Annotated in this window: 22 protein-coding genes; all 22 read left to right on the top strand. The window is 52.5% G+C overall.

All coding sequences use genetic code 11. The features are described 5' to 3' along the window. Positions 1 to 34: 34 nt before the first annotated feature. The 22 genes from ruvX to mraY all read left to right on the top strand — a co-directional run bounded on the left by ruvX (position 35) and on the right by mraY (position 21,487). On the top strand, positions 35 to 553 hold the full coding sequence (ruvX, locus tag HMPREF3192_RS03410) for a Holliday junction resolvase RuvX (RefSeq protein ID WP_082715616.1): 519 nt from the start codon (positions 35 to 37) through the stop codon (positions 551 to 553). Positions 554 to 556: 3 nt separating this feature from the next. Further along, complete coding sequence (mltG, locus tag HMPREF3192_RS03405) at positions 557 to 1,867, top strand: endolytic transglycosylase MltG (protein ID WP_066305355.1); 1,311 nt, start codon at positions 557 to 559, stop codon at positions 1,865 to 1,867. A 107-nt stretch (positions 1,868 to 1,974) separates the two neighbouring features. Further along, on the top strand, positions 1,975 to 2,508 hold the full coding sequence (locus HMPREF3192_RS03400) for a YqeG family HAD IIIA-type phosphatase (RefSeq protein ID WP_066305353.1): 534 nt from the start codon (positions 1,975 to 1,977) through the stop codon (positions 2,506 to 2,508). 16 nt (positions 2,509 to 2,524) lie between these two features. Beyond that, complete coding sequence (locus HMPREF3192_RS03395; RefSeq protein WP_066305351.1) at positions 2,525 to 3,097, top strand: prepilin peptidase; 573 nt, start codon at positions 2,525 to 2,527, stop codon at positions 3,095 to 3,097. Positions 3,098 to 3,252: 155 nt separating this feature from the next. Then, positions 3,253 to 3,795, top strand: a complete 543-nt coding sequence (locus tag HMPREF3192_RS03390) for a shikimate kinase (protein WP_066305348.1) — start codon at positions 3,253 to 3,255, stop codon at positions 3,793 to 3,795. Beyond that, complete coding sequence (locus HMPREF3192_RS03385; protein WP_066305346.1) at positions 3,792 to 5,045, top strand: dehydroquinate synthase/iron-containing alcohol dehydrogenase family protein; 1,254 nt, start codon at positions 3,792 to 3,794, stop codon at positions 5,043 to 5,045. The genes HMPREF3192_RS03390 and HMPREF3192_RS03385 overlap by 4 nt, the downstream gene beginning before the upstream one ends. 76 nt (positions 5,046 to 5,121) lie before the next feature. Continuing rightward, positions 5,122 to 6,261: a M24 family metallopeptidase gene (locus tag HMPREF3192_RS03380; RefSeq protein ID WP_082715615.1), complete on the top strand. Its 1,140-nt coding sequence runs from the start codon at positions 5,122 to 5,124 to the stop codon at positions 6,259 to 6,261. 81 nt (positions 6,262 to 6,342) lie between these two features. Further along, positions 6,343 to 6,906, top strand: coding sequence for an elongation factor P (gene efp / locus HMPREF3192_RS03375; RefSeq protein WP_066305344.1), 564 nt, complete (start codon positions 6,343 to 6,345; stop codon positions 6,904 to 6,906). Positions 6,907 to 6,990: 84 nt separating this feature from the next. Next, positions 6,991 to 7,353 carry an Asp23/Gls24 family envelope stress response protein gene (locus tag HMPREF3192_RS03370; RefSeq protein ID WP_066305343.1) on the top strand — a complete coding sequence of 121 codons (363 nt, stop codon included), beginning with the start codon at positions 6,991 to 6,993 and terminating at the stop codon, positions 7,351 to 7,353. 3 nt (positions 7,354 to 7,356) lie between these two features. Beyond that, positions 7,357 to 8,019 carry a transcription antitermination factor NusB gene (nusB, locus tag HMPREF3192_RS03365; protein WP_231723348.1) on the top strand — a complete coding sequence of 221 codons (663 nt, stop codon included), beginning with the start codon at positions 7,357 to 7,359 and terminating at the stop codon, positions 8,017 to 8,019. Between the two features lie 2 nt (positions 8,020 to 8,021). After that, complete coding sequence (locus HMPREF3192_RS03360) at positions 8,022 to 8,357, top strand: exodeoxyribonuclease VII small subunit (RefSeq protein ID WP_082715614.1); 336 nt, start codon at positions 8,022 to 8,024, stop codon at positions 8,355 to 8,357. A gap of 5 nt (positions 8,358 to 8,362) precedes the next feature. Beyond that, positions 8,363 to 9,214, top strand: a complete 852-nt coding sequence (locus tag HMPREF3192_RS03355) for a TlyA family RNA methyltransferase (protein WP_066305340.1) — start codon at positions 8,363 to 8,365, stop codon at positions 9,212 to 9,214. A gap of 112 nt (positions 9,215 to 9,326) precedes the next feature. Next, a complete protein-coding gene (locus tag HMPREF3192_RS03350) occupies positions 9,327 to 10,184 on the top strand; it encodes an NAD(+)/NADH kinase (RefSeq protein WP_066305338.1) in 858 nt (285 codons plus the stop codon). Next, entirely contained in the window at positions 10,181 to 11,812 is a 1,632-nt protein-coding gene (locus HMPREF3192_RS03345; protein ID WP_066305335.1) for a DNA repair protein RecN, read from the top strand. Before HMPREF3192_RS03350 ends, HMPREF3192_RS03345 begins: the two co-directional genes overlap by 4 nt. Positions 11,813 to 11,955: 143 nt before the next feature. Further along, positions 11,956 to 13,602 carry a CTP synthase gene (locus HMPREF3192_RS03340; RefSeq protein ID WP_066305333.1) on the top strand — a complete coding sequence of 549 codons (1,647 nt, stop codon included), beginning with the start codon at positions 11,956 to 11,958 and terminating at the stop codon, positions 13,600 to 13,602. A gap of 85 nt (positions 13,603 to 13,687) precedes the next feature. Further along, positions 13,688 to 14,584 (top strand): site-specific tyrosine recombinase, encoded by an 897-nt coding sequence (locus HMPREF3192_RS03335; RefSeq protein ID WP_066305331.1) that lies wholly within the window; start codon positions 13,688 to 13,690, stop codon positions 14,582 to 14,584. Between the two features lie 384 nt (positions 14,585 to 14,968). Beyond that, on the top strand, positions 14,969 to 15,403 hold the full coding sequence (locus HMPREF3192_RS03330) for a division/cell wall cluster transcriptional repressor MraZ (protein WP_066305328.1): 435 nt from the start codon (positions 14,969 to 14,971) through the stop codon (positions 15,401 to 15,403). 11 nt (positions 15,404 to 15,414) lie between these two features. Next, positions 15,415 to 16,377: a 16S rRNA (cytosine(1402)-N(4))-methyltransferase RsmH gene (gene rsmH / locus HMPREF3192_RS03325; protein ID WP_082715613.1), complete on the top strand. Its 963-nt coding sequence runs from the start codon at positions 15,415 to 15,417 to the stop codon at positions 16,375 to 16,377. A 91-nt stretch (positions 16,378 to 16,468) separates the two neighbouring features. Further along, on the top strand, positions 16,469 to 17,140 hold the full coding sequence (locus tag HMPREF3192_RS03320) for an FtsB/FtsL family cell division protein (protein WP_066305318.1): 672 nt from the start codon (positions 16,469 to 16,471) through the stop codon (positions 17,138 to 17,140). Positions 17,141 to 17,158: 18 nt separating this feature from the next. Then, on the top strand, positions 17,159 to 18,925 hold the full coding sequence (locus tag HMPREF3192_RS03315) for a peptidoglycan D,D-transpeptidase FtsI family protein (protein ID WP_066305315.1): 1,767 nt from the start codon (positions 17,159 to 17,161) through the stop codon (positions 18,923 to 18,925). A gap of 12 nt (positions 18,926 to 18,937) precedes the next feature. Beyond that, a complete protein-coding gene (locus HMPREF3192_RS03310; RefSeq protein WP_066305312.1) occupies positions 18,938 to 20,455 on the top strand; it encodes a UDP-N-acetylmuramoyl-tripeptide--D-alanyl-D-alanine ligase in 1,518 nt (505 codons plus the stop codon). Further along, positions 20,456 to 21,487, top strand: coding sequence for a phospho-N-acetylmuramoyl-pentapeptide-transferase (gene mraY / locus HMPREF3192_RS03305; protein WP_066305310.1), 1,032 nt, complete (start codon positions 20,456 to 20,458; stop codon positions 21,485 to 21,487). The last annotated feature ends 8 nt before the right edge of the window (positions 21,488 to 21,495 follow it).

Genomic DNA, 21,495 nt, shown 5'->3' with positions numbered 1-21,495 from the left:
GTATGGCACGTATGCGAATAGATGCTGATGCCTCATGCGAGTAATGGCGCTTGATATTGGAGAAGTTCGTGTTGGCATTGCTATCTCTGATGCCTCAATGCGAATTGCAAGCCCTGTAAAAGTGCTTCCAGCAGCGGAAGTACGCTCATGTGCGCGCTCGTTTCGTCGTGTGCTTGAAGATTTTGAGCCTGGGCTTTTGGTATGCGGTTTGCCCAAAACACTTTCGGGTGAGGATGGCCCACAGGCAGCACGTGTGCGCGAATGCGCGCAAAACATTGCTGCGACCTGCGGGCTTCCGCTGGTATTTTCGGATGAGCGACTGTCATCGGTCGAGGCAAAGCGTGTATTGCGTGAACAAGGGTTTTCCGATAAAACCATGCGTGGAAAAGTTGATATGATTGCTGCCGGCTTATTTTTGCAGGCATGGCTTGATAGCCAAGCGCATGCCTCGCACGAATCCACGGACGCGACCACGACTGAGTTCGCCCCCGCGCCCGCAACTGCTGAGTCCGCAGCTGAGCGCACAGCCGCTGAGCCAACCACCAAGGAGTAGTTTATGGCCCAAGACAAAGAGTCAGCACCTCGTCATGCCCGTCGTTTTTCTACGCCTGACGCTCTCGCTTCAGCCTCTGCCTCGGCTTCGTCGCAACAAACGACGCGGACGCAGCATACGCCACGGGCACACGGCGTTCAGAGTCCGCAGCCAGCACAGCCTCTGCAGCAAATCTCGCAGATGCAGTCATTTAAATCCGCGCGTCAAGCTGCAACAAAAAGCTCCGTTGCCTCTGTCGATGCAAAAGTCCAGCTCATACGCACACTTATCATACTTACCATAGCGCTTACGGTGATTGTCGGCGCAGGTTTTTCGATCAAGCATTTCTTCTTCGGGGCGCCTGCTCACACCCAGCTTGCGCAGGGTCAAAAAGCGACGATTACCATCAAGGCGGGAGCTTCCGCCAAAAACGTGGCAAAACAGCTCTACGACACTGGTCTTATCGATAGCACCAAAAACTTTTTTGCTGAGCTCGAAAACCAAAAGGCCCAAAGCTCCATCAAGCCGGGCACCTACGAATTTGCTGGTGGAACACCCATTGCCGATATTATCCGCCAGCTGGTCCAAGGTCCCAATACCAACAACAATAAGCTCACTGTCCCCGAAGGTTTGACGGTCGAGAAGACCGCTGCGCTTGTCGAGAAGACCCTCGGGATCCCACAGAAAGATTTTCTCGCCCAGGCGAAGCTGTCAAACTACGCGGGAGACTTTGCCTTTTTGAAGGATGTGCCTAGTGGTACAGATTCGCTGGAAGGGTTTTTGTGCCCCAAAACCTACGACTTTAGTGATAAAAAAGTCACTGCTGACCTGGTGATTCGTGCCATGTTATCGCAATACCAAAAAGAGTACTCTGAGCTGAATTTTGATGCTGCTCGTGCACATATTCAAAAGACGTACGGCGTGACGTTGACCAACTATCAGCTACTGACGATGGCCTCGATCATTGAGCGCGAGGCGGTGACCGACGAGGATCGTCCGCTTGTTGCGTCCGTCTTTTATAATCGTCTTAAGAAGGACATGTTCTTGCAGAGCGATGCTACGATGAGCTATGTCGTCAAGCGCGAGGTTACGCCCGCGGACCTTAAAAAGGACAGTCCTTACAACACCTACCTGCACAAAGGCCTCACACCCACGCCCACTTGCGCGCCGAGTATTGCCTCGCTGAAGGCGGCATTTAATCCCGCTTCGACCGACTACTATTACTTCTTTATTATCGAGAAGAAAGGCTACTCGAAGCATGCTTTCTCGAAGACGCTTGAGGAGCACAAACAGGCGATTGCCGAGGCCAAGGCCGCGCAGCCAGCTCAACGCTAAGTGCAATGCCCGCTCCACCAGTACAGCGCGCGCTGCCAGCACAACGCTGCCAAAGCTAAGTGCAGCTCAGGCACTTCAACGCTCACCCGCTCGACGAAAAACGTGTCATGAAACTATTCACAGCAGATGCTTATATAGCGCGTGTCAGCCTTATTGACCTAGACGCCTTGTGGGACGCAGGTATTCGCTGCCTGTTGCTCGATCGCGATAATACCTGCGTGTCTCGCAAAACCAAGCAGGTGCCTGATGATATTTTGGCGTGGATACGTAAAGCTCAGGCAGCGGGTTTTTCCATCTGTCTTGTCTCCAACAACTTCTTTAGTCGCGATGTGGCCCATACCGCGCAGTTGCTTGGAGTGCATAAAATTGACCATGCGATGAAGCCCGCGCCGTGGGCTTTGCATAAAGCCATGCACCATGTGGGGGTTGCAAAAAACGAAGTGGTACTTATCGGTGATCAGGTATTTACCGATGTCGTTGCAGGCAAGCTTTCGGGGATTTCGACAATTCTTGTTAGACCACTTTCGGTTACCGATCTGTTCTATACCAAACTCTTCCGAATAGTAGAACATAGGATTCTACGATCTGTTCATTTTGAAGGAGAAACGTCTCCTGAAGGAGAAGCATCTCCAGAAGAGTAGGTGGTGTTTAGTATGGATGGTGTTTAGCGATTCTGCAGCAGCCCTCATGTTTAGTGATCCCGTGCCCACGCTGCTGCCCAGCGATCCCGTAGCAGCGTTGCTGTTTGCAGGGGTAGTGCTCATATCGATACACGCTTCGTGGCAAGATCTTCGTACGCGAACAATTTCTAATATGGCTTCAGCGGCAGTTTTCATGTTGGGCTGCTGTTATAGGTTGTATCTGGTGACTGGTGAGTCGACATCTGCGCCATGGATGTCGTCTGCGTCAGAGCCAGCGCCATGGATGTTACCTGCGCCATGGATGCAGTTGCTTGGCCCGTTGGTCTTCTCGGTAACGATAGTGTGTGTGGCAAGTATTGCTGAGTGGTACTGGCGCGCTCGTACAGGCCGTGCTGGTTTTGGCATGGGCGACATAAAATTTGTGGCGGCATGGTCGGTTTTGCTGGGGCGTTCTGTGTTTATGGGGCTTCTGCTTGCTTCGTTTGCGGCGGCAACCTATGGGTATGTAACAAGACAAAAAACCTTTGCATTTGTACCGTGGCTTAGCTGTTCGTTTGTTGGTATTCTGTGCTTAGCACCCAGCTTGTAGCAGCTTTGTGTGCAAGGCGTCGAGGCCATCATACGTGATGGTAAAATGAAGTGTCTTGAGTTGTCGAAAGGCTTGCGTTTGTCGGCAAGTTGTTGCAAGCGCGCGATCTTCTCGCCAACTCGCGGTATCGTAGGTTGATAGGGAAGTAGTGTTGTATGAAGGCGCCTGGATATGTCGTACACAAAGGATGTGACCATATCTTTTTTGTGGGCTTTCTTGGTGCTGGCAAGTCAACGGTGGCGCGCAATATTGGCCGCTTGTTTGGCCGTCCCTATGTCGATACCGATCGTATTGTCGAGCGTATGAACCGCTGTACCCTGGTGCAAATCTACGATAAGGGAGGGCCTCAAGCCATGTATGAGGCCGAGACCCGCGCGTTGGAAAGCCTTCTTGCCAAAAAAAGTCTGCTTGTTAGCTGCGGCAGTGGTATTGTCGAGAGTCAAAAGAATTGTTCGCTCATGCGCAAGATGGGCAGCGTGGTGTTTTTGGATGGGCGACTTTCTGATTCGCTCAAGCAAATTCAGCGCCTCGATCGTCGTCCCGATTTTGATCTGGTTGAGAATATCGAGCTTCTGTACGAGCACAGACGCCCCCTGTATCAAAAACTAGCGGATTTTTCGGTTTGCATCACGCATAAAACGTTTGATGAGGTCGCGCAAGCAACGGCGCAGCTTTTGTGGGAGAAGGGCTTGCTATGACGCAAAACGCTGAGACACAAAACGGCGTCTCGCAAAACGCTACATCCACAGCGCCCGTCGCGCCCGCCGTTGCGCCTATGGCGTATGCTGAGCCCGTGCGTCAGTCGATTATGTTGCCCGAAGCATCCTGTGACCTGCGTATAGGTGTCGACGCGCTCTACAACATGGGTCGAGAGATGCGTCTTTTGGTGGGCGTTACCAAGCGCGCAGCTCTTATCTGCAGCGCGAATGTGTCCGACGATTTGGCCGAAGAGCTGCGTCGTCAAATTGCTGATGCGGGCTTTCGTTGTGCGGAAGCGCGTCTTGCACCTGACATTTCCGACGCACCACCCACGCTGGATACCGCCTGCGAAATCATGCGCTTTTTAAGCGATGAGCACATTACCGCAGATGATGTCCTTGTTTTTGCAGGTGCCGAGAAACTCGCGAGCATTGCATCCTATGTGAGTAACAGCTGGTGTGCGGGGACGGAATACGTGTTTGTCCCAACGAGTATGCTTGCAGCAATTGAAGGTATTACAACACCCGCGCCCTTATCGGCATCCGCTGCGGCGTCTTGGTCGGGTGCATCGGGCGCATCGAGTGCGATGCCTGCGCTTATAAGCACAAACGCGCGCCCGCGCATGGCTTTTTGCGATGTGAACTACCTCAATCTGACACAGGGTGAGCAGTATCAAACAGCGCTTGTCTACATGGTGTCGACGGCGCTGTGCGATAATAGCGACGGGTTTTCTCGTCTTGCCGAGCGTGTGGATGCCATTGCGAGTCACGATCAGGAGACGCTTCTTGATCAGTTGGTTGATACAATTAAGTCTCGCGGGTATATTGAGGCATCGAGCTCCGTTGCTGTGCGGCAAGCCAATACGTATGGCATGCTTTTTGAGCTGGCATTTGACCAGTTGTTCGAGGGTGTTCCTCGGGCACTGAAGCGCGCGGAGGGCTTGCGCATTAGCGCGCGTTTGGCGGTTGGGCTTGGCGAGGGCGACATTGATTTGGTTTATGGGCAAGATGCAGCGTTGCAAACTTTGGGGATTGGTCAGATCGCCTGCGACATTTCGGCAGATGAGCTTATTGGCGCTTTGAAGCGGGTCAGTTTTGCTCGCGCCAATCGCTTTGTGTTGCCATTGCCGTTAGCCGAAGGGCGCGTGCGCTACACCGCGGTGCCTGATGAGCTTCTACAGGAGCATTTGCAAGCGTGGTGCGCTTCTCGCAAGCAGCTGCTGCAAGCAGCATCGAACGTAAACGAGTAAGAACGCATATCGAGTAAGAACGAGAAACGAGTAGAACGTAAACGAGTAAGAACGTATAACGAGAAAGGATTCGATTATGTCACAAATGCAAGCATCTCAAACACAGGTAGGGGCAACCCGTCTTGCGCGCCTTCGTCAGCGCATGGCTGAGAAGGGCTACGATGCGGTTGTTTTGCGCAACAATCCTGACCTTCGTTGGCTGACGGGCTCTGAGCGTACCTTTGATTTTGAGATTGCGCATACGGCGTTTATCACTGCCACTGATCAGTGGCTGCATACGGACTCGCGCTACTACAACACCTTTATGACGCGTCTGGGACAAGATACCATCTGGAAGATCGACATGGACTTTATCGATCCTGCAGCGTGGACGGCCGATCGCATTGCGCAAACCTGTAGTCGTGTGGTTGCCGTTGAAGACACGGTTGAGCTCTCGTTTTATGATGATTTGCAGCACGAGATTCACCAGCGCGGTAACGCCTGTATGCTTCCTCGCTTGCATGGTGACATCGCAACGCTTCGCATCGTTAAAGATGATGAGGAACTGGTCTTGCTGCGTCGCGCGCAGGAGATTACCGACGAGGCCTTTGAGTACATCTGCACCTTTATTAAGCCAGGTATGACCGAGCAGGATATCCGCGTTGAGCTTGATAATTACATGTTGACCCATGGTGCGGATACCCTTTCGTTTGACACGATTATTGCTGGCGGCCCCAATGGCGCTAACCCACACGCGCTGCCAGGCAATTATAAGATTCAAGAGGGCGATTTTCTCGTCATGGACTATGGCGCGGGCTACCGCGATTATCATGCAGATATGACGCGTACGGTCTGTGTGGGTACGCCTTCAGCGGAGCAAAAAAAGGTGTACGATATCGTGCGCCTCGCGAACGAGACCGCAGCTGCAGCCGTCAAGCCAGGGGTTATCGGCAAAGATATTCACAACATTGCCGTTAAGGTGATTAGTGATGCTGGTTACGGTGAGTATTTTGGTCACGGCCTTGGTCATGGCGTTGGCCTGGAGATTCATGAGCAGCCAGGATTCAACCGCAGCTACGCGCAGCTCATTCCTGAGGGCTCTGTGGTGACCATCGAGCCAGGTATTTATCTGCCTGGTAAATTTGGCGTTCGCATTGAAGACTGTGGTGTCGTCACACAGGCAGGTTATGACTGCTTTACGGCGTCTCCACACGAGCTCGTGTGCTTACCCTGTTAAGCTCGCTGCCTACCTCGCGGCTTTTTGTCGTAAACGCTATACTCTAACGGTATATAAAACATATGAGAAAGTAGGTTTCTTGTGGCAACAATTAGCACAGCCGATTTTAAAAATGGCATGGGTCTAAAGATTGACAATAGATATTACACCATTGTTGAGTTCCAGCACGTCAAACCTGGCAAGGGCGGCGCGTTTGTCCGCTACAAACTCAAGGATTTGCGCGACGGTCGCACGATTGACCAAACCTGCAATGCGGGTACAAAGTTCGAAAACGTGCAGCTCATCACGAAAGAGATGCAGTATCTGTACAACGACGGCGACGCCTACAATTTCATGGATGTCGAGACCTACGATCAGATTGCCGTTTCGGACGAGTACATTGGTGATAACTCCAAGTGGCTTAAAGAGAACGACATCTGTCAGCTTTTGTATGCTGACACCGAGCTTTTGGGTGTAAACCCGCCCATGTTCATCGAGGTTGAGGTTACGCAAACCGATCCTGGTTTTAAGGGCGACACCGTACAGGGTGGCACCAAGCCTGCTGTTATCGAGACGGGCGCGACTATTCAGGTTCCCATGTACCTCAATCAGGGTGAGCATGTTAAAGTTGATACGCGTACCGGCAAGTTTGTACAGCGCCTCTAAGTACATCCATCGTGCGCTCGCAAAGCGCTAACGTAAGCGCATCCGACGCACGTCCGCTAAAGTCCTCTAAAGGAGAAATGCTGTATGGAGCAAACTGAAATTTTGATTTCGGGTATTGGAATTTCAAAAAACGTCATAAGTACCATCGTGAGCGAGGCCGTCAACAAGGTCGAGGGTGTTGCTCGCGTGGGCGGCAACGATATTGCTTCGAATCTTATTTCGGTATTGACCGCCAAGGCGCTCACGCCGACGCGTGCGGTCGAGAGTGACGTGGACGAGAAGGGCCTCGTCATTACCGTGCACCTGGCCGTCTTTTTTGGCTACACTTTCACGAAGCTCGCTGAGCAGGTGCGTCTTGCAGCAGCGGATGCCATTGCCGAGCAGGTCGGTGTTGAGGTTTCTGCCGTCAACGTTTGTATCGACAGTCTTGTCTTTCCCAAGGAGTAGTTTGTGAGCAGCGCCCCAATTCATGGTCGAAGACTAGCGCGCGCCCAAGCGATGCAGTTGTTGTTTCAGGCCGAGGCAACTGGTCGAAGTGTCTCTGATGTACTTACGGGAGGCGACTATGCGTTGTCCGACGGACCGCTGGAGCCCTTTGCCTCCGAGCTTGCGCTTGCAGCTGATGCGCACCAGACCGAGGCTGATGACTACATCAAGCGCTTTTCGGAGCGCTGGGACATGCGGCGCATGCCTTCCGTCGATCGCAGCATCTTGCGTCTGAGCGTTTGCGAGCTTCTGTACTTTCCTGACATCGATGCTTCCGTCACGATTGCCGAAGCGGTTGTGCTCGCCAAAATGTATGGTACCGACAATTCGAGTGGCTTTATTAATGCTCTTCTCGGCAACATTTCCGAGGCAATTTTTGAGCAACAGGTGTTCTGCAGCGATGAGTTCAAGCAGGCAGTAGCTGCTGTCGAGAAGACTAGTGAGCTCGATGCTGACGAGCAGAGCACCGAGCTCGATACTGCCGCTCAGCTCGATAAGCAGACCGACAAGTTCAACGCATCTGGCACCAACGAGAAGCCTGACGAGCAGAGTACCGAGCAAACACCCACTAACGACACGCCCGATTCGCAAGCGCCCGTACCCGCAGACGACGAGAAGGAGTGCTAGCCGTGAGCGCTTCGCCGTATCAGTCATTTAACGAGATTTGCGATCGACTCGATGAAATTGTCGACTCAGTTCGCGATAAGGATACCTCCTTGGAACATTCGCTGGATTTGTTTGAAGAGGCAATTGCCTTGGGCTCGCGTGCAGTCGATATGGTCGATAAACCCGACACGATAACCGCTGTCGATCTCGAAAAAACGTTGCCTTCCTTCGAGGATAAGTCTGTCGAGAAGACCGATGAGCAGACGAAGTCCACTGGGGATGCACCTGACGATAAGACTGCTGATCCTACGGAAGCTACCAGCTCCGATATCAACAATTCAACATCTGCAGAAGCGTAGCTATTATGGCACGAGTACGTCTTGACAATGAACTTGTCGCACGTGGCTTTTTTGCAACAAAAGATGATGCCTTACGAGCTGTCATGGCTGGTAAGGTATCAACATCTAACAGGCGTTTTTCATCCGCTGCCGAAAAAGTTACCCCTGGGCTTGAGTTGCATGTCCGAGCTCACGATGCCTATGTGAGTCGTGGGGGACAGAAGCTCGCCGCCGCTCTAGATAATTTTGCCGTCAGTCCAAAAGATTGTTCCTGCCTTGATATTGGTTGCTCTACTGGCGGTTTTACTGATTGCTTATTACGCCGAGGTGCTGCTCATGTAGTGGCAGTCGATGTTGGTTATGCGCAATTCGATTGGTCACTGCGCAATGACCCGCGCGTGACCCTTCTCGAAAGAACCAACATTATTGCGCTCGCAGACCCTGCAGATCCCGCAGACACCAAGCGTCCCGCAGGCGCCCGCTTCGCCCGCTATGTGCACAGCTTTGACTTGGCAGTCTGTGACGTTTCATTTACCTCAATTATTACCATCGCCGATGCTGTAGCTGCACTTTTGCGCCTCGACGCCGAGTTTATCACCTTGGTGAAACCGCAGTTCGAAGCTGCAAAAGAACAGGTGGATGCAGGTGGGGTGGTGCACGATCCAGCTGTATGGCTTAACTGTTTGCAGCGTGTAAGCTTACAACTTTCTAACAGAGGTTTTTCTCTGCAGAATATGTGTGCAAGTCCCCTCGTGGGCCACAAAGGAAACCATGAGTTTTTGCTGCATACGACCTATGTGGGCATCGATGCTCTGCAGGCAAAACCACCCAAAACGCTTGACTTTGACCGAGTTATTGCGCAGGCACGTTCCGACTAAAACGGGTCTGCTACACTTGAGAAAGCACGCCCGAGAAGCACGTCGCAAAATGCACGACACATACGCCATACAGGCGATGTCGATGCGGTACAAAACACTAAGGAGTCCGTGCATGAAAGTTCTCATAGTTCCTAACTATGCGAGGTCTGCAGCAGTGCAAGCTGCTACGGAACTGACCTCATGGCTCGAGAACGAGGCGATCGGCGTCATCTGGGCTCACGATAAGAAAAAGTTTTTGCATGCCACCACCTCAGCTGAGAGTTGTGACCTCGTGGTTTCTCTTGGCGGCGATGGCACTCTATTGCGGGCGGCAAACATTATCGGTTACGCCGAAGTTCCGCTTTTAGGACTTTCGTTTGGCCATGTTGGCTTTTTAACGGCTGCCGATTCAAACAACATCGTCAAAACACTTGCGTCTGCACTTGCGGGCGAGATGCATGTATCGCGTCGTATGACCCTTGCGATTGAATTGCAGACGCTCGACACCACAACCGATGCTCCAGAGACCACCCAGTATTTTGCTCTAAACGAGCTTTCGCTAACCCGCGGTCCCGAAGGTGACATCATTGCGTTTAGCATCGACGTATCGGGCAACCACATCGACACCCTGCGCGGCGATGGGGTCGTGGTGGCAACAGCTACTGGTTCGACAGGCTATTCTCTTTCGGCGGGTGGACCCATTGTTCACCCCGATTTTAGGGGTATGATCGTCACGCCTATTGCAGCGCATACCATCTCGGCGCGCACCTTTTTGACAAGTCCCTCCGATGTGGTAGAGATTACGCCATCGCAGGATCGTCCCGCTGCACGTTCCGCATTTGTGGACGGCCAGCTCGTAAGCAAAGATAAGCTAGTCGAGAAGGTCTGCGTACGTCGTGGTAAGGGTGATATTATCCTGCTTGACGGTGGACCTTCGAGTTTTTATCGCTCAGTTTCTCGTGTCTTTTATGGGAGGGCCGCTCAGCAATGATTGACCAGCTCCACGTACAAAATGTTGCGCTTATCAAAGAGGCTTCTTTGGAATTGTCCGAAGGACTCACGGTTATTACGGGCGAGACGGGCTCTGGAAAAACGGCGCTTTTACATGCCCTAAAGATGCTTATTGGTGAGCGTGCCGACACGTCGATGATACGCGCCGACGCCGATGAAATGCTCGTTGAAGGTAGCCTGTACACGGCCGCCAATCCCGACGGTCATATCGTCAGAAGACGCATTACTGCTACAGGACGTTCTCGTATTGATATTGATGGACAGCTTGCCTCGGTGCGCGAGTTGGCTGAGGATTTTGGGACGAGTGTTGACTTATGCGGTCAACATGAGCATCAGAAGCTTTTATCGACTCACACGCATCTTGAACTATTGGATAGTTGGGCGCACGATACGATCAAACCGTGCCTTGAGCAGTATCGCCAGTGTTTTGTACAGGTTAAAGCCTGCACGCAAGCTGCCCAGCAGATTAAAGCAACGCTCGATCAAAGCCAGAGCCGTTTGGATGAAGCTCAGTTTGTGTTGTCGCAAATCGGTGCGGTTGACCCTCAGCAGGATGAATATGAGCAGCTGCAAGCAAAACTTATGCTTACCCAGCATGCTGAGTCACTCTTTACTCATGTGGACGGGGCGTATTCTTGCCTTTCTGATGACGATGAGGCACTGGATATGCTCGCGTGCGCCATCACTGAGCTTCAGCAGGCAGCACGCCACGATCAGAGGCTCGAAGCTTTTGCTGATCGTCTACAAAGCTCTTTGGTTGATATAGAAGATGTATCCCATGAACTGCGAGAATACCGAACCTCTATGGAATTTGATCCCGACGCGCTTGAAGCCATGCATCAAAGGATGTCTCAGCTGCAAGGGCTTATCCGCAGCTATGGACCAAGTATACAGCAAGTTTTTGAGCGCAGACAGTGGGCAGCCGACATAGTTGCCGCGGCAACTGATGGCGATAATGGCCTCGCACAAGCAACACGCGCACTACAGGAGGCGCAACAAGCCCTGCAGGCGGCAGCAGAAGCGCTGAACGACGCCCGCCGCGCTGCTGCACCAAAATTGACCAAAGCGATTACTCGACAAATGCAGCGGTTGCAAATGGGCAGCGCCTCATTGGAGTTTGACTACACGGAGCTTTCACGTCAGCAGTGGACCCAAACAAGTCCTGCAAAATTTGAATTTTTATACAAGCCTGCGTCTGGCGTAAAGCCACAGTCACTTGCGCATATCGCTTCAGGCGGCGAAATTAGCCGTGTCATGCTGGCGTGCAAAGTGGTATTTGGCCGCGCCGATACGGTTGACACCTTGATTTTTGACGAGATTGATGCTGGTGTTGGTGGTAGTACGGCAGTGTCTCTGGGGGCGGTGCTGCAAGATCTTGCTCGCACTCACCAAGTGCTTGTTGTGACGCACTTGCCACAGATCGCCGTACTTGCTTCGAAGCATTATGTGGTCGATAAGACCGACGCCGCTGTTCCAGAAACACACATCACAGAAGTGACGGGCGCGCAGCGTATGGCAGAGATTGCGCGTTTGCTTTCGGGTGACACCAGCAAGGCATCGTTGGAGCATGCACAGGCGCTGCTGGACGCTGCTTCGCAGCACGCCTAAGTGTCATTGTGCACGCTTGATCTTCTCGGTAATTTTTTCGTACAATTTTTTTCGCACAAGATTGGTATTCTCGGCCGTCGGACCGTAAAAGTGCAGTATCATGAAATCCCGTAGAAACGGTTTTTACGTATACGGGGGCAATCATGACAAAGCATATTTTTGTAACAGGTGGCGTTGTATCGTCGCTGGGTAAGGGTATTACCGCTGCGGCGCTGGGGCGCCTTTTAAAAGCGCGCGGCTATAAGGTTATGATGCAAAAAGCCGACCCGTATTTGAATGTCGATCCAGGGACGATGAGTCCCTTCCAGCACGGGGAAGTGTTCGTGACCGAGGATGGCCGCGAGACTGACCTTGATCTGGGTCACTACGAGCGCTTTATCGACGAAAATCTAACCTGCAATTCCAACTTTACGACGGGCTCCATCTTTCAGTCGCTCATTATGCGCGAGCGCGCAGGCGATTTTTTGGGTGGCACCGTGCAAGTAATTCCCCATGTCACCGATGCCATTAAAGATCGTTTTTTGCGCATCGAGGAGCAGACGGGCGCCGACGTTGTCATCACCGAGCTCGGCGGTACGATTGGCGATATCGAAAGTCAGCCCTTTGTGGAAGCTATTCGCCAATTTCGTAAAGATAAGGGCGCATGCAATACGCTGGTCATCCACGTGAGCTTGGTGCCGTACATCGCCGCAGCACATGAGGTTAAAACGAAGCCGACGCAGCATTCGGTCAAAGAGTTACGCAGTATGGGGATTCAGCCTGATCTTATCGTCTGTCGCTCTGATCACCACGTCGACGAGGCTATCCGCAATAAAATCGCGTCGTTTTGCGACGTCGACAATGACTGCGTGTTCGAAAACTCCGACTGCGCGTCCATTTATGATGTGCCCGAGCACCTCAGCGCGCAGGGCTTCGATCAGCGTGTGTGCGAGAAGCTCGACCTGCCGCTGCGCGAAAGCGACATGACAAATTGGTATGCCTTTACGCAGCTGCTGCATATGTCCAATGCTAAAGCGCAGACGGTACGCATTGCGGTGGTGGGCAAGTATGTGCAGCTGCCAGACGCGTATCTTTCGGTCATCGAGGCGTTGCATCACGCAAGCGTGTATTTTGGCCATCACGTGCAGATCGATCTTATCGACGGCGAAACCATCACCGAGGACAATGTTGCCGCCAAACTCGGCAATGCTGATGGTATTTTGGTCCCTGGCGGCTTTGGCGTGCGCGGTGTTGAAGGCAAGATTGCGGCCATCGCTTATGCGCGTCAGCATAAAATTCCGTTTTTGGGAATTTGTCTGGGTATGCAGCTGGTTATCTGCGAATATGCACGCCACGTCCTGGGTCTTATCGATGCGCATTCAGCGGAATTTGCGCCCGATTGTGCCGACCCTGTGATCGATATTATGCCCGAGCAAAAAGACATACAGGATAAGGGTGCAACTATGCGTTTGGGTGCATACCCGTGTAAGATACAAGAAGACACGCTTGCGTCCGCGGCGTATCAGGAGCCCGTGGTGTACGAGCGCCATCGTCACCGTTTTGAGGTGAACAATGCGTATCGTGCGCAGCTTGCCGAGAAGGGCTTGGTATTCTCGGGAGTTTCGCCTGATGGGCGGTTGGTAGAGATTGTCGAGCTTGCTCCTGAGGAGCATCCGTGGTTTGTGGCGTCACAATTTCATCCTGAGTTTAAGAGCCGTCCGACGAAGCCGCAGCCACTCTTTCGAGAATTTGTTCGTGCTGCTATTGGAGCGTACGAGGGCTGTGATGCGAGCGAGGTACAGCCCGCGTAGGGGGATGCACACCGCGGGCGCATCGCGCGTGGACTGCGCCGTCGACGCCTGCGCAGACGAGCATCGCGCGTAACAAGGAAGGGTTATGGATATCCAGCGCTGTTTACAAGAGTATTTGGCGTACTTGGCTGTCGAGCGTGGTTGTGCTCACAACACGGTTGAGGCATACAATCGCGACCTGCAGCGCTATGTAACCTATCTTGTTGACGCAGGCATTACCGAGCCCGATGCCGTCACACGCACCGATGTGGAGCAATATTTGAGGCTCCTGGGTAGCTTTGAGTTGGCAAGCTCGTCCATTGAGCGCGCCTGCTCAGCCATCAAGGGATTTCATCGTTTTATGGTGGCTGAGCAGCTCAGTTCCGTGCATCCTACAGCCGATATTCCGCTGCCAAAAAAGCCCGACCGCCTGCCTGATGTTATTTCTCCTGAACAAGCAAGCGCCCTTCTGGACCAGCCTTTTGCGCGTACGCCTTCTGCGCAGCGCGATCACTGCATGCTCGAAGTGCTTTACGGCTGTGGCCTGCGCGTTTCGGAGTTGTGTGGCCTTGACCTGCAAAATGTGTTGCTTGCCGATAGCATTATTCGCGTCTACGGCAAGGGCTCCAAGGAGCGCGTGGTGCCGTTGCTTGGTTCTGCCGCGGCGATGCTCGAGGCGTATTTGGGCGGCTGGCGGGCAAGTCTTGCGCGCAAAGCTGATGTGTCTGCTGTGTTTTTAAATGTACGGGGTGGACGAATTTCTCGGCAGTCGGTGCACAGTATTGTCGAGAAGTACGGGCGCGTTGTGGGGCTTGAGGGCCTGCATCCGCACACCCTGCGACACAGTTTTGCGACGCATATGCTGCAGGGTGGGGCCGATTTGCGTGTCGTGCAGGAGCTGTTGGGGCATTCCGACATCTCGACGACGCAGCTGTATACGCACATTGACCGTACGCACATACGCATGGTGTACTTGAGTTCACATCCGCGCGCTGGCGCATAGGTCGCGCACTGCGATCGCATCCGCGCGCCCACGAGTGATAAAAAAACCCTTAATCCTCAAAAATCGACCGCTCGCGGGGCCGCTCACGGAATCGCTCCATATTTAGTACATTATTTTTTATCTCGAACATACGTTTTGTTTTAAACCTCCCACCGCCCATGGGAGGTTTTTCGTATACCTGTAGTGGTTTTACGAGCAATCAAACACTACATATTGTGTTGCAAATTGTAGTGCCAAAAAGCGTCGTTTACCTGCGGGGAGAAAAAGAAAAATAAGGGGGAGAAAGTGTGTCAAAGTGTTGAGAAATGTCGCGAAAAACCGTATAGTGGTCATATGCAACATGGATAGTACTCCATAGCAGACGCATAACGAAAGGAGGGTAAGATGTACTTGACCGACCACTATAATCGCAACCTAGACGCCAAGTTACGTCTTACCTTACCTGCGGAATTTCGTCGTCAATTTGGCGAGAAGGTCTGCTTGGTGCCTTTTCATGGTGCTTTGTGTGGGTTTACTCCCGAAGAACATCAAAAATGGATGCAGAGCTTTTTCCCCGATGGTTTTAATCCTCTGGATAAAGTGCAAGATGCTCGCCGCCGTAAGCTTTCGGCATTGACCACCACGGTTGATATTGACAGCGCTGGTCGTATTGCCTTAAGCAAGATTTCGGACAAACTTCGCGAGAAGTTCGGACTCGGTCGCGAAGTCGAAATCGTCGGCAATGTCGATCATTTTGAAATCTTTGCAGCCTCCAAGTGGGAAGAGCTTCAGGCTTCTTATTTGGACGACGATGTTGACTCACTGCTCTTTGGTGAGTAGGGAGGACCGTTTTGACAGCAGCATATCGGCATGTACCCGTTATGCTCAAGCAAGTGCTTGATGCATTAGATCCTCAGGAGGGTGACGTCGTTTGCGATTGCACCTTGGGTGGCGCTGGTCATAGCGTTGCGTTGGCAAAATCACTCGGCTTCACGGGCTTATCGATTGGTATTGATCAAGATGATATGGCCTTGGCCGCTGCGAGCGCTCGTTTTGAACAAGAGCTTCCTGGCGTGAATCATCGCTTCCTCAAAGGTAACTTTGGGGATCTTGACAAACTTCTGCTTGATTCACACGTTGCTGGAGTCGATGGTTTTCTCTTCGATTTGGGAGTTTCTTCTCCGCAACTCGATATCCCTGCGAGGGGCTTTTCGTACCACGAGAATGCTCCTCTTGACATGAGAATGGATCCGAGGAATAACACCTTAACCGCCGCCGAGGTCATAAACACCTATAACGAAGCAGACCTCACTCGGATTCTTCGCGTCTATGGGGACGAGACCTTCGCTTCGCGCATTGCGCGTGGGATTGTGCGCCGTCGCAAACAGGCGCCGATTGCTACAACGCTCGAGCTTGTTGACATCATTAAAGCAGCAATTCCTGCTGCAGCGCGCCGTCATGGGGGACACCCCGCGCGTAAGAGCTTTCAGGCGTTGCGCATTGAGGTCAACCATGAGCTGGATATGCTCAAGCAGGGTCTTGAAGCGGCTATCCGTTGGGCCAATGAGGGCGGACGGATTTGCGTGATAAGTTATCACTCGCTGGAAGATCGCCTGGTTAAGCATATCTTTACGCAGCTTTCGAGTGGGTGTATTTGTCCCGTCGATATACCCGTGTGTGTTTGTGGACAACAGCCGATACTGCAGGTTAAAACAAAAAAGCCACTCGTCGCGTCGACTGAAGAGATTGCTTCCAATCCCCGTGCTCGAAGCGCCAAACTGCGTGTGGCGACAAAGCTTTTTGCTTCGCAATAAACGCAGCAAACATACAGCAATAACGCACTTTAAACGCACTTTAAACGTACTACAAGCGTAAGCGGCTACGCATAAGGGAGCATCGAATACTATGGCTTACTTGGCATCACAAGCGCGCAGTCTTGAGTTGCAGCAGGCAAGACAGCTTGAACAACAGCAAACTCGTCGTGCCTTTGAGGTTGTCGAGGGTCGTGGTCTTGATGCTTCCGTCCGCAAAACGGTTTCCCCGCAGTTCTTGACACGCATTCGTATGGCTATAAGCATTGTTGCCGTGATCGCAGTGGTTGGTTGCATTCGCATTAGCCTGTATGCTGCAACTGCCTCCATGCTTCGTACCACCCAGCAAATGCGTGGCGAAATCAAGGTGGCGCAGGGCTTGACCCGCGACCTTAAGGCGACGACCTCCGCGCTTTCGAATAGCGCGCGCATTACGCGCATTGCCACGCAAAATTATGGCATGCTTCGCGCTGCCTCGACCGAGGTCATTACCTTGGGTGCTGGCGCCACGCAGACCTTTACCGCTTCGATGGGCGATACTGACAAAGCTATTGAGGCGCCCGCCGATAAGGCCGGCAAAGCTGACGCTAAGGTCGAGAAGACCGCCGCTGACGAGAAGACCGCGCAGTCCGCAAAAGCTGGCGATAAGGGCGCCGAACAGTCTTCTGCAAAGTCCGCAAAGTCCGCCAAGTCTGCCAAGGCAACCACGGTCCCCACAACTTCTGCACGCGCCAACAACACATTGCGTAACACAGGCCGTAAATAGTACGGTACAATTACAGCCGTGAAACGCTTAGATCGACAGAACTTTAAGAGCCGCGTTCGCGGCTCTTCGTATGACGAGACCACCCGCGACGCTCGACAAGAATGCGTGGTTGCTGATGCTCAAACGCGCTTTTTGCGCATGGGCGCGATTTTTTTGGGTGTACTGCTCATCATTGCTCTGCGTCTTGTGTGGCTCCAGGTCATTGATGGTCCACGCCTGAGCGCTAAAGCCGCATCTAATCACACCAATCGACTCGTGTTACACGCCAAGCGCGGCACCATCTACGATCGCAACGGTAACGTGCTAGCGACCAGTGAAGAGTGCAAAACGATCTACGCTAACCCCAAAGAGGTGGCAGATGTCGATAAAACCGCCAAACTTTTAGCTGAGTTTCTCGGCGGAACACCCGAAGACTACAAACCAACCCTACAAAAGAAAACGACCTTTGCCTACGTGCAAAAAAAGGTCGATAATCCCGTAGCTACGAAGCTCAAAGCCGCGCTGCGCAAAGAGAAGCTCACGGGCATTTATTATCTGAGTGATATGAAGCGTGTGTATCCCTATGGCGCTGTAGCTGCACAGATTTTGGGAATCGTGGGCAACGATGGCAAAGGTAAAACGGGTCTTGAGCTGTATTACGACAAGATCTTATCGGGAACCGATGGGCGCATGACCATGGCGGTCGGAGCCGACGGTGTGCCCATTGCGGGCGGCGCCTCCACGATCGAGGAAGCCAAAAACGGGCAGGATATTGTTCTGTCGCTTGACGTCAACATTCAGCAGGTCGCCGAGCAAAAAATCACCGAAGCGGTGGAAAAATATACAGCAGAGTCAGGCATGGTTATGGTGTCTGACCCCAAATCGGGCGAGATCCTCGCTGCCTGCTCTACGCCGTTGTTGCAGCCGCAAACTCCCAACGATAAGGTGCAAGAGGCGCTCAACTTTAAGATGGTGGCCAGCGCCTATGAGCCAGGTTCAATCTTCAAGATTATGACGATGTCTATGGCGCTCGAGAAGGGCGTAGTCACACCCGACACGGTCTTCTCGGTACCACCAAGCGTTAAAGTTGGTTCCGATAATGTTCGTGACGACGATCGTCGCAGCTACACGATGGATATGTCGGTGTCGGAAATTTTGCGCCGTTCGTCCAATACGGGTTCGGTACTCGTGGGTCGCAAGATTGGCAACGAAACTTTTATGCAGGGCGTCAAAAAGTTTGGCATTGGTTCAAAGACGGGCATCGATTTTCCAGGCGAGGTCGCGGGACTGGTCCCGAAGGATTCCGATTACAACGACACACGCGTAGGCGCTATGTCCTTTGGTCAGGCCACGGCTGTGCCCATGGTGCAAATGATGCGCGCAGCGAGCTCGGTTGCCAACAAGGGTGTGATGACGACGCCGCACTTTTTGATTTCGAAAAATGGCCAAAAGGTTGACTGGTCGGGTTCAAATACGCGTGTGATGTCCGAAGAAACTGCAGCTCAAATGACCAAAATGATGCAATTAGTTGTCGAGAAGGGCACGGGCAAAGCCGCTCATGTCGATGGTTTTGAAGTGGCTGGTAAAACTGGTACGGGTCAGCAGGCTACGTCAGGAGGCTACAAGAACTCATCGTATTTGAGTTCGCTCATCGGTTTTGCCAACGCTTCCAATCCATCGGTGATGGTGTATGTTGGTTTGAACGGCACGAGCTATTTGGCAGCTTCTTCGGCTGCGCCGGTCTTCTCGTCAATTATGAGTGAAGCATTGAGCGATATGGGCATTCAGCCTGTGGCGCAAAAGTAGGAGGGCACGTAGATGCTTGCGTTAGAAGTGGGTCTTATATGTGAAGCAACGGGTGCGACTCAGCTGTGTGGTGATCCGAATACCGTTGCAAAACAACCAAGCATTGATTCGAGGACGGTGACTCCTGAAGGGCTTTTTGTGGCCTTTCAGGGTGAGCGTGTTGATGGCAACAACTATGCTGGGCGTGCTATTGAGGCGGGAGCGGCGTGTGTTGTAGTCACGCGCACGCCCGAAGAAGCGCTTGTCCAGCAGGCAAACGCCGCAGGATGTGCGCTTGTTCGTGCACAGGATGACGATGGGCAAGAGTTTTTGCTACGTCTCGCAGCAGCGTGGCGCAAAAAGCATCCGCAGTGGTGCGTGCTGGGCGTTACGGGTTCGGTTGGCAAAACCACCACAAAGGATATGCTTGCTGCAGCATGCTCGGCCGCTTATGTTACCCATGCAACCAAGGGCAACTTCAACAATCTTATTGGCTTACCATTGACCCTTCTAACAACCCCCGATGACGCGCAGGTTGTTGTTGCCGAGATGGGCATGAACCATCCTGGTGAGATACATCGACTGTCCGAGGTTGCTCGTCCGTGCTGTGCTTTGATTACCAACATCGGTACCAGCCACATTGGCCTGTTGGGTTCGAGAGAAAACATCGCACGTGCAAAAGCAGAAATCGTGGATGGCATGGATCAAGCCTCCCTTGAGGGTATGCAACTTGAACCTTCTTTACACTTGTGGGCTGTAGACGATTTTTCTGACTTTATTGCAACGAATTTTGCACAGAAGGCTGGGATAGCTGTCACATTTGTTGGCGGTCATGATATTGCTATTGACAGCACCAAAGCTGCTGGTTTTAAGCTCGCGGTCGACGCCAGCGATGTCACGACCGCGTCCGCGCAGCTGCATGCTTCTAACGTTCAAGTTAACCCTGAAGGTTTTGTTTCGTGCGAGGTTTGCTATCCCGATGGCATGCATATTCCTGCAACCTTACCCATCCCTGGAAAACATCTCTTAAGTGACTTTTTACTTGCACTTTCGGTGGCAGATTCACTTGGTATAAACCGTCAAGCAAGCATTGAAGCTATACAACAGATGCCTCAGACGCATATGCGTTTGGAGCTTGTGGGTGGCGGTGACAAACCACGTATGATTGACGATAGTTACAACGCGAGTCCAACGTCCATGGCAGCAGCCCTTGATGTTTTGTGTAGTTTGCATTGTGAGGGACGACGCATTGCCGTGTTGGGCGAGATGGGCGAGATGGGCTCCCAAGCCGCGCGTCTCCACGATTTAGTGGGTGCCTATGCGGCCGCGAAGCCTCTTGACATGCTCGTTCTTATCGGAGCGACCTATGTGGAAGGTATGCGACAAGTAGCACTTGTGATGGGTTTTTCGGACGATAAGATCGAGATCTTCAAAACGGTGGACGAGGCCCTGCACGCCATCAAGCCCATCCTGACGAAAGATGACGTAGTATTAGCAAAGGCATCGCGATCCAGCGCGTTGGATTTGTTCGTAAAGGGGGTGCTCGAATAAGTGTTTGGTTCTCCAAGCTATCCGAGCTATCAGATATTTTTGTCCATGGGACTTGCGGCCATCATTGTGTTGGCGGTTATGCCTCTCTTCATTACGCTCATGCGCCACGAGGGCGTTGGCCAGCAGATTCGTGCGGACGGACCGCAGCGCCACCTTATTAAGCAGGGTACCCCTACGATGGGCGGCGTTGTGATTTTATTGGGGTTGGTTGTTACCTGTATTTGCATGGCGCGTTGGTCGATATCGCTGAGCATTTGTATGGGGGCCACCCTTGCCACGGCCTTTCTCGGCATTGCGGACGATATTGAATCGGTTATGCATGGCCGCTCGCTAGGCTTAACCCCATCGCAAAAAATGATCGGCCTGTTTTTGATTTCGGTCGCGTTTGCCCTTCTCGCTGTGAATTGTGCGGGTGTGACACCAACCTTGCATTTTCCAGTCGGCATTGATCTGGACCTTGGCTTTTTGACTACCGTCGTTCCCGTGGGCGCGACCGTCGTGCGCGTCCCATGGTTCTACGTCCTGTTTGTGTTTATCCTGATGGCGGGGATGTCTAACGCCGTGAATCTGACCGACGGCCTTGACGGTTTGTCGGGTGGAACCGTGTGTGTGGTCATGTGCATGATGGCAGCCGTTTCGTTTATTTATGGCGACGGCAATTTAGCTATTTTTGCTGCATCGATTGCGGGCGCTTTGGTTGGATTTTTGTGGTTCAACTGCTATCCCGCGTCCATTTTTATGGGTGATACGGGCTCGCTGGCATTTGGTACCGCTTTTGCTGCGCTTGCCGTTTTGACCAAGGCTGAAGTAATTTCGCTAGTCATGGGCGGTCTTTTTGTGTGTGAAGCCCTTTCGGTCATCATCCAGGTGGCGAGTTTTAAACTCACCAAGAAGCGTGTCTTTTTGATGGCGCCCATTCATCATCATTTCGAAAAGCTCGGTTGGGGCGAAACGAAGGTCGTTATTCGTTTTTGGATTATCTCGGCTGCGTTTGCGGCCCTTGGCTTTGCGCTGTATTTCCAACTGAACTAAGGCAGGCG

Origin of the sequence: Atopobium deltae, from assembly GCF_001552785.1 — a bacterium.
Lineage (GTDB): Bacteria > Actinomycetota > Coriobacteriia > Coriobacteriales > Atopobiaceae > Atopobium > Atopobium deltae.
The sequence above is the reverse complement of the archived record's forward strand: the minus strand, read 5'-3'. Positions and strand labels throughout refer to the sequence as shown.

Excerpts from the sequence above, each read along its gene's own strand:
- HMPREF3192_RS03390 (WP_066305348.1), top strand. The coding sequence starts at position 3,253 with ATGAAGGCGCCTGGATATGTCGTACACAAAGGATGTGACCATATCTTT.
- HMPREF3192_RS03335 (WP_066305331.1), top strand. The coding sequence starts at position 13,688 with ATGGATATCCAGCGCTGTTTACAAGAGTATTTGGCGTACTTGGCTGTC.
- HMPREF3192_RS03330 (WP_066305328.1), top strand. The coding sequence starts at position 14,969 with ATGTACTTGACCGACCACTATAATCGCAACCTAGACGCCAAGTTACGT.
- HMPREF3192_RS03395 (WP_066305351.1), top strand. The coding sequence starts at position 2,525 with ATGGTGTTTAGCGATTCTGCAGCAGCCCTCATGTTTAGTGATCCCGTG.
- HMPREF3192_RS03400 (WP_066305353.1), top strand. The coding sequence starts at position 1,975 with ATGAAACTATTCACAGCAGATGCTTATATAGCGCGTGTCAGCCTTATT.
- HMPREF3192_RS03345 (WP_066305335.1), top strand. The coding sequence starts at position 10,181 with ATGATTGACCAGCTCCACGTACAAAATGTTGCGCTTATCAAAGAGGCT.
- HMPREF3192_RS03380 (WP_082715615.1), top strand. The coding sequence starts at position 5,122 with ATGTCACAAATGCAAGCATCTCAAACACAGGTAGGGGCAACCCGTCTT.
- mltG (WP_066305355.1), top strand. The coding sequence starts at position 557 with ATGGCCCAAGACAAAGAGTCAGCACCTCGTCATGCCCGTCGTTTTTCT.
- HMPREF3192_RS03320 (WP_066305318.1), top strand. The coding sequence starts at position 16,469 with ATGGCTTACTTGGCATCACAAGCGCGCAGTCTTGAGTTGCAGCAGGCA.
- HMPREF3192_RS03370 (WP_066305343.1), top strand. The coding sequence starts at position 6,991 with ATGGAGCAAACTGAAATTTTGATTTCGGGTATTGGAATTTCAAAAAAC.
- HMPREF3192_RS03355 (WP_066305340.1), top strand. The coding sequence starts at position 8,363 with ATGGCACGAGTACGTCTTGACAATGAACTTGTCGCACGTGGCTTTTTT.
- HMPREF3192_RS03385 (WP_066305346.1), top strand. The coding sequence starts at position 3,792 with ATGACGCAAAACGCTGAGACACAAAACGGCGTCTCGCAAAACGCTACA.
- ruvX (WP_082715616.1), top strand. The coding sequence starts at position 35 with ATGCGAGTAATGGCGCTTGATATTGGAGAAGTTCGTGTTGGCATTGCT.
- HMPREF3192_RS03310 (WP_066305312.1), top strand. The coding sequence starts at position 18,938 with ATGCTTGCGTTAGAAGTGGGTCTTATATGTGAAGCAACGGGTGCGACT.
- HMPREF3192_RS03350 (WP_066305338.1), top strand. The coding sequence starts at position 9,327 with ATGAAAGTTCTCATAGTTCCTAACTATGCGAGGTCTGCAGCAGTGCAA.
- HMPREF3192_RS03340 (WP_066305333.1), top strand. The coding sequence starts at position 11,956 with ATGACAAAGCATATTTTTGTAACAGGTGGCGTTGTATCGTCGCTGGGT.